This window comes from Streptomyces sp. NPDC057617 (genome assembly GCF_042800555.1).
In the GTDB taxonomy this organism is placed as follows: domain Bacteria; phylum Actinomycetota; class Actinomycetes; order Streptomycetales; family Streptomycetaceae; genus Streptomyces.
On the sequence record NZ_JBHVGV010000013.1, the window covers coordinates 218591 to 231087 of the forward strand.

General features: G+C 69.2%; 10 protein-coding genes. 5 read left to right on the forward strand and 5 right to left on the reverse strand.

The window, feature by feature from the left end:
- The 5 genes from ACFU9P_RS28740 (at position 1) to ACFU9P_RS28760 (ending at position 7416) form a co-directional block, all read left to right on the forward strand.
- Complete coding sequence (locus ACFU9P_RS28740) at positions 1-2103, forward strand: copper resistance CopC/CopD family protein (protein WP_384086249.1); 2103 nt, start codon at positions 1-3, stop codon at positions 2101-2103.
- 144 nt (positions 2104-2247) lie between these two features.
- The gene (efeB, locus tag ACFU9P_RS28745) at positions 2248-3474 is read left to right on the forward strand and encodes an iron uptake transporter deferrochelatase/peroxidase subunit (RefSeq protein WP_384086407.1); all 1227 of its coding nucleotides are present in this window, start codon (positions 2248-2250) and stop codon (positions 3472-3474) included.
- Positions 3475-3634: 160 nt separating this feature from the next.
- A complete protein-coding gene (pheA, locus tag ACFU9P_RS28750) occupies positions 3635-4570 on the forward strand; it encodes a prephenate dehydratase (RefSeq protein WP_384086252.1) in 936 nt (311 codons plus the stop codon).
- A gap of 648 nt (positions 4571-5218) precedes the next feature.
- On the forward strand, positions 5219-6496 hold the full coding sequence (gene serS / locus ACFU9P_RS28755) for a serine--tRNA ligase (protein WP_384086255.1): 1278 nt from the start codon (positions 5219-5221) through the stop codon (positions 6494-6496).
- A 113-nt stretch (positions 6497-6609) separates the two neighbouring features.
- On the forward strand, positions 6610-7416 hold the full coding sequence (locus ACFU9P_RS28760) for an HAD family hydrolase (RefSeq protein WP_384086257.1): 807 nt from the start codon (positions 6610-6612) through the stop codon (positions 7414-7416).
- 428 nt (positions 7417-7844) lie between these two features.
- Here the strand turns inward: ACFU9P_RS28760 and ACFU9P_RS28765 are convergent, their stop codons facing one another.
- The 5 genes from ACFU9P_RS28765 to ACFU9P_RS28785 all read right to left on the reverse strand — a co-directional run bounded on the left by ACFU9P_RS28765 (position 7845) and on the right by ACFU9P_RS28785 (position 12393).
- Positions 7845-8540: a hypothetical protein gene (locus ACFU9P_RS28765; protein ID WP_384086410.1), complete on the reverse strand. Its 696-nt coding sequence runs from the start codon at positions 8538-8540 to the stop codon at positions 7845-7847.
- Between the two features lie 261 nt (positions 8541-8801).
- Entirely contained in the window at positions 8802-9521 is a 720-nt protein-coding gene (locus ACFU9P_RS28770; RefSeq protein WP_376383190.1) for an ABC transporter permease, read from the reverse strand.
- 16 nt (positions 9522-9537) lie between these two features.
- Positions 9538-10449, reverse strand: a complete 912-nt coding sequence (locus tag ACFU9P_RS28775) for an ABC transporter ATP-binding protein (RefSeq protein ID WP_376383192.1) — start codon at positions 10447-10449, stop codon at positions 9538-9540.
- Positions 10446-11369, reverse strand: a complete 924-nt coding sequence (locus ACFU9P_RS28780) for an ABC transporter permease (RefSeq protein ID WP_376383194.1) — start codon at positions 11367-11369, stop codon at positions 10446-10448. The genes ACFU9P_RS28775 and ACFU9P_RS28780 overlap by 4 nt, the downstream gene beginning before the upstream one ends.
- Positions 11359-12393 (reverse strand): ABC transporter ATP-binding protein, encoded by a 1035-nt coding sequence (locus tag ACFU9P_RS28785; protein WP_384086414.1) that lies wholly within the window; start codon positions 12391-12393, stop codon positions 11359-11361. Before ACFU9P_RS28785 ends, ACFU9P_RS28780 begins: the two co-directional genes overlap by 11 nt.
- Positions 12394-12497: the final 104 nt, after the last annotated feature.

Genomic DNA, 12497 nt, shown 5'->3' on the forward strand with positions numbered 1-12497 from the left:
ATGACAGCCACCGCTCCGCGCTTCGGACACGCTCCCCTGATGCGACTGCTGCTCGTCACCACGGTGCTCTTCGGCACCGTCTTCACCGTGCTCTCCGGCACGGCGTCGGCGCATGCCGCACTGACCGGGAGCAGCCCCGGGGACGGGGCGGTGGTGGCAACAGCTCCCAAGGACATCACTCTCACCTTCTCCGAACAGGTCGCCATGGGCGACAACTCGATCCGCGTACTCGATCCGGACAGCAAGCGCGCCGACGCGGGGAAGATCCGCGATCTGGGCGCCGGGGGCACCGTGCGCTACGGCGTCGGTCTGCGCCCCGGACTGCCCGACGGCACCTACACCGTCGCCTGGCAGGCCGTGTCCGCCGACAGCCACCCCGTCTCGGGCGCCTTCACCTTCTCCATCGGTGCGCCGTCCGAGACCACCGCCACCGTGCCCACCGAGGAGGTGGGCGGCGGACTGGTCGGCACGCTGTACGGCGCGGCGCGCTATGTCTCGTACGCCGGGTTCATCCTGCTCGTCGGCGGCGCCGCCTTCGTACTCGCCTGCTGGCAGCGCGGCGCGTCCGTACGGCCCCTGCAACGGCTGGTCGTACAGGGCTGGCTCGCCCTCACGGCCGCCACACTCGTCCTGCTGCTCCTGCGCAACCCGTACACCGGCTCCGGCAAGCTGGGCGACGCCTTCGATCTCGACGGCCTCCAGGACGTCCTGGCCACCAAGACCGGAGCGGCGCTGGTCTCCCGGCTGCTGCTCCTCGGCGCCGCGGCGCTCTTTGTCGCCGTCCTCTTCGGCGCGTACGCCAAGAAGGTGGTGGCGGACGAGAGCGGGCAGCCGGACGGCGAGCGGTCGGATGACGGCAAGCGGTCGGACCAGGAGGGGCGGGGGGAGAGCGAGGAGCGCAAGGAGAGGAAGGACCTCACCTTCGGGCTCAGCCTGGGCGGCACGGTCGTGGCCGCCGGGATCGCCGGTACCTGGGCGCTCGCCGAGCATGCCTCGACCGGGATCCAGCCCGGTGTGGCCATGCCGGTGGACGTCCTGCATCTGCTGGCGGTGGCGGTCTGGCTGGGCGGCCTCACCGCACTGCTCGTCGCTCTCTACCAGGCGCCTTCGATGGAGAGCGCGGCGGTACGGCGCTTCTCGCGCATCGCCTTCCTCAGTGTCGTCGTGCTCGCCGCGACCGGGCTCTACCAGTCCTGGCGTCAGGTCGGATCGTGGTCGGCGCTCGGGGAAACGGCATACGGGCAGCTCCTGTTGGTCAAGGTCGGACTGGTCGCTGTACTGGTCGGAATCGCTTGGTTCTCACGGCGGTGGACAGGGCGGCTGGGAGAGCCGGCCGAAACGGGCGAAGAAGAAACGGGCGAAGAAGCAGAAGAAGGCCAAGAAACGGCGGACGGACTGACGGCGGGCGGACGGACGGCGACCGAGGCCGGCGCAGAGGCGGAGGCGGAGGCCGAGGCAGAATCGGAGGCCGCGACACGCTCCGGATCCGAGACCGCCACCGCGACGGCTGTGGTCGATGACAGTCGGAGAGCTACCCAGCTCGCCCGCCAGAAAGCCGCACTGGCGACTGCACGCCAGAAGCGCCTCCGGGACGCCGACCCCGCGCGGACCGGACTGCGCCGTTCCGTTCTGGCCGAGGCCGGTGTCGCCGTGGTGCTGCTCGCCGTCACGACCGTACTGACCTCCACCGAGCCGGCCCGTACCGCCGAGCAGGAGGCCGGCCGGACCGGCGCCGCCGTGGCCCAGGCACCCGCCGACCAGGGCCCCATCAGCGTCAGCATGCCCTTCGACACCGGCGGCCCGAAGGGCAAGGGAACGATTCGGCTGACCCTGGATCCCGGCCGTTCCGGCGGCAATGTCATGCACATCTACGTCGACGGCACCGACGGACAGCCGCTGGAGGTACCCGAGGTGAAGGCCGCTTTCACGCTCGATGCTGAACAGATCGGCCCGCTGCCGATCGTTCCCGACCGTTTCGCGCCAGGGCACTGGAGCGCGGACGGCGTACAGATCCCGATGCCCGGCGACTGGCGGCTCCAGGTGACCGTGCGGACCTCCGACATCGACCAGACGACCGTCGACAAGAACGTGAAGATCGGCTGACCCATCGTGAGCGAGACCCGACAGGACCACAACGACCGGACCGGCCAGAACGGCGGGCAGGGGGTGCGCGGCGGGCAGAGCCCGCACGGCTCCCCGAAATCGCAGGACTCTCCGGGCTCCCCGGACTCCCCGGCCGGTTCCGGCATCTCCCGGCGGCGGCTCCTCGGCACCGCGGGCGCCGCCGGAGCCACCGGGCTGGCGCTCGGAGCGGCCGCCGGAGCCGGTACGTACGCGGCGAGCCGCCCCGAGCCGGCGATGGCGCTGACCGCGCTCGGTTCGGCGGCCGTCCCCTTTTATGGCGCGCACCAGCCCGGAATCACGACACCACTGCACGCCCGCGGGCATCTGATCGCCTTCGATCTCGCCCCCGGCGCCGGCCGTAAGGAAGCCGCCGCGCTGCTCCGCCGCTGGTCGGAGTCGGCGCGGGCGATGATGGCGGGCGAACCGGCGTCGAGCGGTGACACCGGAATCGCGCTGGACGCCGGGCCTTCCTCCCTCACGGTGACCTTCGGCTTCGGCCGTACCTTCTTCGACCGTACGGGCCTGACCGGCCGGCGCCCCGCCGCCCTGGACCCGCTGCCCGCCTTCTCCTCCGACCATCTCGATCCGCGGCGGAGCGAGGGTGATCTCTGGATCCAGATCGGCTCCGACGACGCACTCGTCGCCTTTCATGCCCTCCGTACGCTCCAGAAGGACGCGGGCGCGGCGGCGCGGGTGCGCTGGCAGATGAACGGGTTCAACCGTTCGCCCGGCGCGACCCCACACCCGATGACCAGCCGCAATCTGATGGGCCAGATCGACGGGACGGGCAATCCGAAGCCGTCGGAGCCGGACTTCGAGCGGCGGATCTTCGTCCCGGCGGCCCCGCCGTCCGACACCCCGGCCTGGATGGCGGGCGGCTCGTACGCGGTCGTACGGCGGATCCGGATGCTCCTCGACGACTGGGAGAAGCTCGCCCTCGCCAAGCAGGAGCAGGTCATCGGCCGCCGCAAGTCCGACGGCGCGCCGCTCACGGGCGGTACGGAGACGACCGAGCCGGATCTCGACCGGCTGGGGGCCGACGGCAAGCCGGTCATACCGGCGAACGCGCATGCCCGGATCTCCACGCCGGAGGCGAACGGCGGGGCCGCGATGCTGCGCCGCCCGTTCTCGTTCCATGACGGGATCGGGGCGGACGGGACTCCTGACGCCGGACTGCTCTTCATCTGCTGGCAGGCGGATCCGCTCAAGGGGTTCGTACCGGTGCAGCGCAAGCTCGACCGGGGGGACGCGCTGTCGGCGTTCATCCGCCACGAGGCGAGCGGGCTGTTCGCGGTGCCGGGGGGCGCGGGGCAGGGGGAGTACGTGGGGCAGCGGCTGCTGGAGTCCTGAGGGCCGCGGTCCGGGGGGCCGCGCATGTGCAGGGCGCGCGGGTGAGGGCTCGGGGGACGCGTCGGCGCCCAGGCGGCGGGTCGGGGCTCGGGGGCGCGCTGGTATTCGAGGGCGGGTCGCGCTCGCGGCATGAGATCCGCCGGGCCATTAGGGTGACCGTATGTCGGCCACGCGCTACACGTATCTCGGCCCCGAAGGCACCTTCACGGAGGCAGCCCTCCGTACGCTCCCGGAAGCCGCCACCCGCGAACTCGTCCCCATGGTGTCCGTACCGGCGGCGCTCGACGCCGTACGGAACGGAGATGCGGCGGCGGCGCTCGTACCGATCGAGAACTCGGTGGAGGGCGGTGTCACCGCGACCCTCGACGAGCTGGCCTCCGGCGAGCCGCTGATGATCTACCGCGAGGTGCTGCTGCCCATCACCTTCGCCCTGCTCGTACGGCCCGGGACCAAGCTCTCCGATGTGAAGACGGTGACCGGTCATCCGGTCGCGCAGCCGCAGGTACGCAACTGGCTGCGGGCCCAGCTCCCGGACGCACTGTGGGAGTCGGCGGCGTCGAACGCGGACGGGGCGCGGCTGGTCCAGGAGGGGCGGTTCGACGGGGCCTTCGCGGGTGAGTTCGCGGCGGCGACGTACGGTCTCGAACCGCTGGTGACCGAGATCCATGACGCGGAGAACGCGGAGACGCGCTTTGTGCTGGTGGGCCGGCCCGCGCGCCCGGCGGCGCCGACCGGCGCGGACAAGACCTCGGTGGTCATCTGGATGGGCGACGACCACCCGGGCGCGCTGCTCGAACTGCTCCAGGAGTTCGCGGTACGCGGGGTCAACCTGATGCTGATCCAGTCGCGGCCGACCGGCGCCGGGATCGGGAACTACTGCTTCGCGGTGGACGCCGAGGGCCATATCTCGGAGCGGCGGGTGGGCGAGGCGCTGATGGGGCTGAAGCGGATCTGTCCCAAGGTGCGCTTCCTCGGCTCGTACCCGCGGGCGGGGGTGTCGGCGGACGATGTGTCGACACTGCGACGGGGAACTTCGGACGCGGAGTTCATCGAAGCGGCCGAGTGGCTGGCGCGAAGCCAGGACGGCCGCGCCTGAGGGCTGGGCTTGAGGACTGGTCCTGAGGGCTGGACCTGATGGGGGCGTGGCTGGGCGCCGCGCGGGTTCTGTGAACCTGCCCTGTGAACCTGCGGTCTGTGAGCCTGTGGATGAAGGCCGGAGTTATCCACAGGCGCGCTTCTCGACCTGGGGACAAGTCGACAACGCAGGCCGACCAAGTCGACAAATCTCTGCGGTCACCCACATCCATCCACAGGGCGTCCGACGGCCTCGCGTCAGCCCGATTCCAGCGATCAACTCGTTGGAGCGAGCAATTCCCACCCGAATGAGTGTGTGAAGTGGGTTTACGAGGGAAATCTCCGGCCCGCCCGCAGCTCGCACGACCCGTTCTTTTCCGCAATCCACAGGCCCCTCGCGCAGCCTGTGGATAACTCGCGCGACCGGTGCGCCTCTGTGGACAACACCCTGTGGGGTTCGACTCAAGTCCCCTTCTCCACAAGGGAAGTGAGTCAAGCAGACCACCACCTTATGCCTCGTTGCGGCGAATTGGATCCGCTTTATTGACGAACAGCGAATGACCGCCGGGATATTTTCCGGCAGATTTCTCATTCACGACAATTTAGACAAAGAGGTGTGCCTGTTGATATCGAGTGGGTCGGTGTCAGCGGGCACCGGTAGCCTGGTGGGGTGATTGACCTTCGCCTGCTCCGTGAGGACCCCGACCGTGTCCGCGCCTCCCAGCGCGCCCGTGGAGAGGATGTCGCCCTGGTCGACGCCCTGCTCTCCGCCGATGAGCGGCGCAGGTCGTCCGGCCTCCGCTTCGACGAGCTGCGTTCCGAGCAGAAGTCGCTCGGCAAGCTGATCCCCAAGGCGTCCGCCGAGGAGAAGGCCGAGCTGCTCAAGAAGGCGGAGCAGCTCAAGGCGGATGTCAGGGCCGCCGACGCCGAGCAGCACGACGCGGACGAGGAGGCCAGGCGGCTGCTCCTCCAGCTCGGCAATATCGTCCACCCCGATGTCCCGGTCGGCGGCGAGGAGGACTTCACCGTCCTGGAGACGCACGGCACGATCCGGGACTTCGCGGCGGAGGGCTTCGAGCCCAAGGACCATCTGGAGCTGGGCGAGGCGCTGGGCGCCATCGACGTGGAGCGCGGCGCCAAGGTGTCCGGCTCGCGCTTCTACTATCTGACGGGCATCGGCGCGCTCCTGGAGCTGGCCCTTGTCAACGCGGCGATCGCCCAGGCCACCGAAGCCGGGTTCACCCCCATGCTGACTCCGGCGCTGGTCCGCCCGCGCGCCATGGAGGGCACGGGTTTCCTCGGCCAGGCCGCGGAGAACGTGTACCACCTGGAGAAGGACGACTTCTACCTGGTCGGCACGTCGGAGGTGCCGCTCGCCGCGTACCACATGGACGAGATCATCGAGGCCGACAAGCTGCCCCTGCGGTATGCGGGCTTCTCGCCGTGCTTCCGCCGTGAGGCCGGTACGTACGGCAAGGACACCCGGGGCATCTTCCGGGTCCACCAGTTCGACAAGGTCGAGATGTTCTCGTACGTCGATCCGGAGGACGCGCAGGCCGAGCACCAGCGGCTGCTGGACTGGGAGAAGCAGTGGCTGGCCGGTCTCGGGCTGCCCTTCCAGGTGATCGATGTGGCGACCGGCGATCTGGGGGCCTCGGCCTCGCGGAAGTTCGACTGCGAGGCATGGATCCCGACGCAGGGGAAGTACCGCGAGCTGACCTCGGCGTCGAACTGCGACGGTTTCCAGGCGCGCCGGCTCTCCATCCGGGTGCGGGACGGCAAGCAGATCAAGCCCCTGTCGACGCTGAACGGCACGCTGTGCGCCGTACCGCGCACGATCGTGGCGATCCTGGAGAACCACCAGCAGGCCGACGGTTCGGTGGTGGTGCCCGAGGTGCTGCGGCCCTATCTGGGCGGCCGTGAGCTGCTGGAGCCGGTCGCCAAGTGAGCACCGGCCCCGACCCGGCGTCGTCGCCGGCGCCCTCGTCGTCCGCGCGGTCCTCCGTGGCCGGGTCCAGGTCTTCAGAGGTCCCGGCCACAGGCTCGTCCGCAGGTCCGTCCGTGGCGTCGTTCCCGTACCGGCTGGTCGCGACCGATCTCGACGGGACGCTGCTGCGTGAGGACTACACCGTCTCCGGGCGTACGCGCGAGGCGCTCACCGCGGTCACGGAGGCGGGGGCCGCGCACATCATCGTCACCGGGCGCGGCGTGCCCTGGACGCGGCACATACTGGACGATCTGGGTTACGAAGGCCTCGCGGTGTGCGGCCAGGGCGCGCAGGTCTATCACGCCGGTGAGCGCAGGCTGCTGACGTCGGTGACGCTGGACCGCCAACTGGCCAGGCTGGCGCTCGCCAAGACCGAGGCGGAGACCGGGCCGCTGGCGCTCGCGGCGAGCCGGGACGGCCTCGACGGCGAGGTGGTCATCGGCCCTGGTTACCGGGTGCTGGACGGTGAACTTCCGGCGCTGTTCGTCGACGACTTGGCGGAGCTGTGGGCGGAGCCGCTCAACAAGGTGTACATCCAGCATCCCGAGCTGGACGACGACGCACTGGCCCGGGCCGCGCGGGCGACGGTCGGCGGCCTGGTGGATGTGGTGATGGCCGGGGCCGGGGTTGTGGAAATCCTGCCGCTGGGCCTGAACAAGGCAACGGGGCTCTCACTGGCCGCGCGCCGGCTCGGGGTCACGGCCGCGGACACGATCGCGTTCGGCGACATGCCCAATGACATCCCGATGTTCGCCTGGGCGCGGCACGGGGTCGCGATGGCGAACGCGCATGAGGAACTGAAGGCCGTGGCGGACGAGATGACGGCGTCGAACGAGGACGACGGCATCGCGGTGGTGCTGGAGAAGCTGCTGCTGGGCTAGTTACGGCCTGGGGTAGTTACGGCCTGGGGTAGTTACGGCCGTCGGCTGCGGTCTGTGGCTACGGCGTGGTGCTGATCTGGGCCTGCGCGTCGCAGCCGTACCGCCGTTCGTCTGACGCTCGCTCAGTCCTCCGGGAAGGGGCGGCCCGCGCGGATGCGCGCTCGAAGCGGCCGCCCCCGGGCAGCGCCCCGGCGGCCGCGCGGAGCAGTGATGGCTACTCCGGCGCCTGCGCGGTGCTGCCCTGCTGGGAACTCGGCGGACACGGAATCCCGGTCGTCGCCGTGCTCCGCTCCCGGTCCTGAGGTGTGCCTTGACAGAACTACTGTGCCCGGGGCGGCGACGTCCCGCCACCGAATATCGGCGCCATGGCCCACGCCCGCCCGTACGGTTACCACGGACGGACGCGGGCCTGCGGGCTACGAGCCGGATCAGCGGCGCTTACGGCCCCGGCGCAGATCCCTCAGTTGATGGACGACATCGTCCACCCTGGCATCCACCCGGTTGATGTCCTCGGACATCTGGCACAGCCGGTTGCTGATGGCCCCGACGACCTGATTGGTCGCATCGAGCCGCCGGTCCAGACTGTCGAGCCGGTACGACATCCGGCTCAGAACCGGCCCCAGCTCCTGAAGCGCCACACCGACCCCGCCGAGACACGCCTCGACATCGGTCACCCGCCGGTCAAGGTTCGCGTACCCCGTGCGCAGCTCGTCCTCGGCGTCGAGGAGATACGTACGCACGCACCGCGCGATGTCACTGTCGCGAAGAAGCATCGCGATGTTGAGCACGGCGCGGCGGGTGTAGAGCGTGAGCTGAGTGGCTGCCTGTGGATAACTTTTGGCTGCCTCGGAGCCCCATAGTGACACCATGTCACTATGATAAAGACGCAGGTCAGCGCCTCGCAGCACGCGCATCCCATTTTCGACGAGCTCCGCCCGATGCCGGGCTGTGAGTTGCCTGACCACATCTGTGGATACTTCGAAGTACCGGGCCACGTCCTCTGTGCGAACGTGAATTCCGTCAGGAAGCATGACAAGAGCCTTGATCTTGTCGAGAGCGTCTACGCGCCCGAGATGCTCGACACGCAGCGTCTGCGATTCGAGCAGGGCACCTTCTAGTGGCATGGACATGCCTTCCACGTGAAACCGATTGATGGTCGGCCCTCTCCCCGGGCTACAGGGGCGGAGGTCGGCTCACGGTGGCTACTCACTCAATGACCGGCATACGCAGCTTTGGGCCCCGCGCCGGCAATCCCCAGCTTCACAAACGCTCGACGTCACAGACTCCAGTTGCCTCCACGCGCCCTGGACAACGAAGCGATAAACGTACAGTTACGCGGCAACCCCCGCCCATCGGGCGGGGGTTGCCGTGCGGAGCGCACGCGTCTATTCCTCGCCCGCGAGCTTCAGCGTCCTGAGCTTCTGGCCCGCGTACCAGGTCGCGGCCACCGAGACCCCCGCCAGCAGGCCCACCGCCAGCGGCAGGCCGACGTCCGAGGTGATCGTGCCCTCGCCGCCTATCTTCTGGGCGAGCGCCAGAGACCACTGCTGGACGCTGAGCGTCCGCGCGCCCGCGACCAGGCTGCCGAAGAGCGTCTCCCAGACCAGCGCGTAGACGAGTCCGATGACCACCGCATGGCGGCTGACCGTACCGAGCAGCAGGAAGAGCGCGCTGTACGCGATCGAGGCGACCAGCGCCGCGACCGTGTAGGCGACCGCGATCTGCTGGCCGTTGCCGTTCAGGATGTATCCGGCTATGAACGTGGGGATCGCGGAGAAGGCCATGGTCACGGCTATCGCGACGATCAGCTTGGTGAAGATGATCGACGACCGCTTCACCGGCTTCGAGAGCAGATAGACAATCGAGCCGTCGTCGATCTCGGGCCCGATCGCTCCGGTCCCCGCGATGACACCGATCAGCGGCACCATCGTGGCGAGCGCGAAACCGCCCAGCACATCCACCGCGACCTGGTCGTCCGCGCCGTTGAGCACACGGACGGCCACCGCGATGACGATCAGCAGCGCGGGCAGCAGGAAGAGAATCGCGGCCCGGCGCCTGCCGAGCAGGGCCCGGTAGGTGAGCCGGGCGACTGTGGGGTTGTACATGACGTCACAGCTCCTTTCAGGCCGCTACGAGGTACGAGAAGACCGACTCAAGGGACTCGTCGGAGGGCGAGACCGTGAGCAGCCGGATGGAGTGTTCACGGGCGACCCGCGGCAGCAGTTCGGTGAACCGGCCGAAGTCGACCGCCTGGATGCGCAGCGCGCCCTCGGCGAGGTCCACCTCGATACCGGCCGTCGACGGGTCGGCGATCAGCGCGGCGGCGAGCGCGCGGTCGTCGCTGGACCGTACGAGATAGCGGTGCGGCCGGTCGGTCATCAGCCGGCGGATCTTGCGGAAGTCCCCGGAGGCGGCATGGCGCCCGGCCACGATCACCTCGATGTGCGAGGCGAGCTGCTCGACCTCCTCCAAGATATGGGAGGAGAAGAGAACGGTGCGGCCCGTGGCGCCCATACGCCGCAGCAGATCCATGAGCTGCATGCGCTGACGCGGGTCCATACCGTTGAACGGCTCGTCCAGAAGCAGCACGGACGGGTCGTGGACCAGCGCGGACGCCATCTTCACGCGCTGGCGCATGCCCTTGCTGTACGTCGCGATCTTGCGGTCCTGCGCGTACTCCATCTCGACCGTGGCGAGGGCCGCGCGGGCCTCCTTCATCCCCAGCCCGTGCAGTTCGGCGTTGGCCACGACGAACTCCAGGCCGGTCAGGAAGTCGTACATCGCCTCCCGCTCCGGCACGATGCCGATCTGCCGGTAGACGGACTCGTTGCGCCAGATCGGCTGCCCGTCGAGGGTGACACTGCCCGTGGAGGGGGCGAGGAAGCCGGCCATCATATTGATCAGGGTCGACTTGCCCGCGCCGTTGGGGCCCAGCAGTCCGGTGACACCGGGCGCGATCGTCATCGTGACGTCGTTGACGGCCACCACATTGCCGAACCAGCGCGAGGTGTGCTCGATATTGATGGTGGTCACAGCCCGACCTTCCGGTAACGGCGCATCAGAACGGCGTACGAGCCGGCTACGAGCGCGAGGACGACCAGCAGATAGACCACGCCCACGCCGGCCGAGGGCCCCGCCTCGCCCGGGAAGGCGGAGGTTGCACCCAGGAAGGCGGTCTGTACGCCGTCGATGAGCGTGACCGGCGAGAAGAGGCCGAGCCACTTGACGGCTCCGACCGCGTCCGAACTCCACGCGATCGCCTGGAGGGTGGAGACCGCGCCGTACGAAATGGTCAGGGTGGCTATGACGGCGGCGACGCCGAAGCCGCGCCGCGGTGTGAGGGCGGCCATCACCAGGCCGAGCCCGCCGAAGAGCAGGGAGAGCAGCGCCACCGACACCAGCCCCTGGCCGAATCCCTTGGTCTGGTCCGCGAAGTCCATCTTGGCCAGCAGTGAGCCCGCGTAGAGGATGACGAGCGGCGCCCCGGTCAGTACGAAGAGGGCGGAGGCCATCGCCCCGTACTTCGCCAGTACGTAGTCGATGCGCTCGATGGGGCGGGAGAAGTAGAGCGGCACGGTCTTGAAGCGCAGATCGCGGGAGACGGACTGCGGGGCCTGGGAGGCCAGATAGAGACCGATGACGGCCTGGGTGAAGATCGCGTAGCGCGTGTAGTCGAGGGGCAGTTCCTTGAGGTTGGTCGCGATGGCGACGGCGACGATGATGGCCGCGGGCAGGCACATCACCGCGAAGAGGATCATCGGCAGGACCTTGGACTTGGCCGAGCGGCCGAGTCCGTACGCACCGCGCAGGGACTGCGAGTAGAGGGAGCGGCGCGCGTAGGCGCGGCCGAGGCGCGCTCCGTCGTAGGTGCGGTATCCGATGTTGTGGATCCGGGTGGCCGCGGCTCCGGTTCCCGTACCGGCCTCGGTCCCGGTCGTGGTCTCAGCGCTCATCGTGGACGCCTCCCTTCACCAGTGCGTGGTCCGTTCCCTGTGCGGCCCGGCCGTCCGGGGCCTGTTGAGGTGTGCCCTGCGGGTGTTCGGTCTGCTGGGGGCGGAACACCTCCGCTATGTGGTGGCGCCGCTGTTCCATCCGTACGAGTCCGAGGCCGAGCCCGGCGACGGTGTCGCGGACGACGTCGTACGTCTCCTCGCCCTTGGCCTCGATCAGCAGGATGTGGCCCGCGCCGGGGAGCCCCTCCTCCACGCCCGCGTGGAGGGTCAGTCCGGCCGTCGTGAGGGCCTCGCGCAGTGTCCCGGTGCCGTCGGGGTGCGTGTCCGTGTCCGTGACCTCGACCGCGAGGGTCGTGGTGATCTGGGTGAAGTCGCTGGTGGAGCTGGAGCGCAGCAGCGTCCCGCCGTCGATGACGACGACATGGTCACAGGTCCGTTCGAGCTCACCCAGGAGGTGCGAGGTAACCAGGACGGAGATGCCGAAGTCTGTGTATACGCGGCGGATCAGGCCGAGCATCTCGTCGCGGCCGACCGGGTCGAGGCCGTTGGTCGGCTCGTCCAGGAGGACGAGCTGGGGGTCGTGGACCAGCGCCTGCGCGAGCTTGACGCGCTGCTTCATGCCGGTCGAGTAGCCCCCGATGGGGCGGTAGCGCTCCTCGTAGAGGCCGACATGGCGCAGCGTGTCCGCGGTGCGCTCGCGCGCCGCGGTCGGGGGGAGTCCGGACATGCGCGCCATATGAACGACGAACTCGGTGGCCGAGACGTCCGGCGGCAGGCAGTCGTGCTCGGGCATGTAGCCCACGCGCTCACGGATGGCACTGCCGCTGGTGGCGACATCGAGACCGAGCACCGTGGCCCGGCCTTCCGTGGCGGGGGAAAGACCCAGCAGGATCTTGATCATGGTGGACTTGCCGGCTCCATTGGCACCCACCAGACCGGTCACGCCCGGTCCGATGTCCAGAGAGAGCCGGTCAAGCGCGGTTACCCGTGGGAACCGCTTACTCAGGCCTTCTGTCGCGATCACATTCACGGCTCCGACGGTAGTGGCGAAGGTAACAAGGGGCGTCAGCCTTGGCGGCTGTATCCCTGTCCCCCTCAGGGCGTACGGACCCGTAAGGGGGCTGTTGG

Bases quoted from the DNA above. Each gene is read 5' to 3' on its own strand.
- ACFU9P_RS28780 (WP_376383194.1), bottom strand. From the start codon at position 11,369: ATGAGCGCTGAGACCACGACCGGGACCGAGGCCGGTACGGGAACCGGA.
- ACFU9P_RS28740 (WP_384086249.1), top strand. From the start codon at position 1: ATGACAGCCACCGCTCCGCGCTTCGGACACGCTCCCCTGATGCGACTG.
- ACFU9P_RS28770 (WP_376383190.1), bottom strand. From the start codon at position 9,521: ATGTACAACCCCACAGTCGCCCGGCTCACCTACCGGGCCCTGCTCGGC.
- ACFU9P_RS28765 (WP_384086410.1), bottom strand. From the start codon at position 8,540: ATGCCACTAGAAGGTGCCCTGCTCGAATCGCAGACGCTGCGTGTCGAG.
- pheA (WP_384086252.1), top strand. From the start codon at position 3,635: ATGTCGGCCACGCGCTACACGTATCTCGGCCCCGAAGGCACCTTCACG.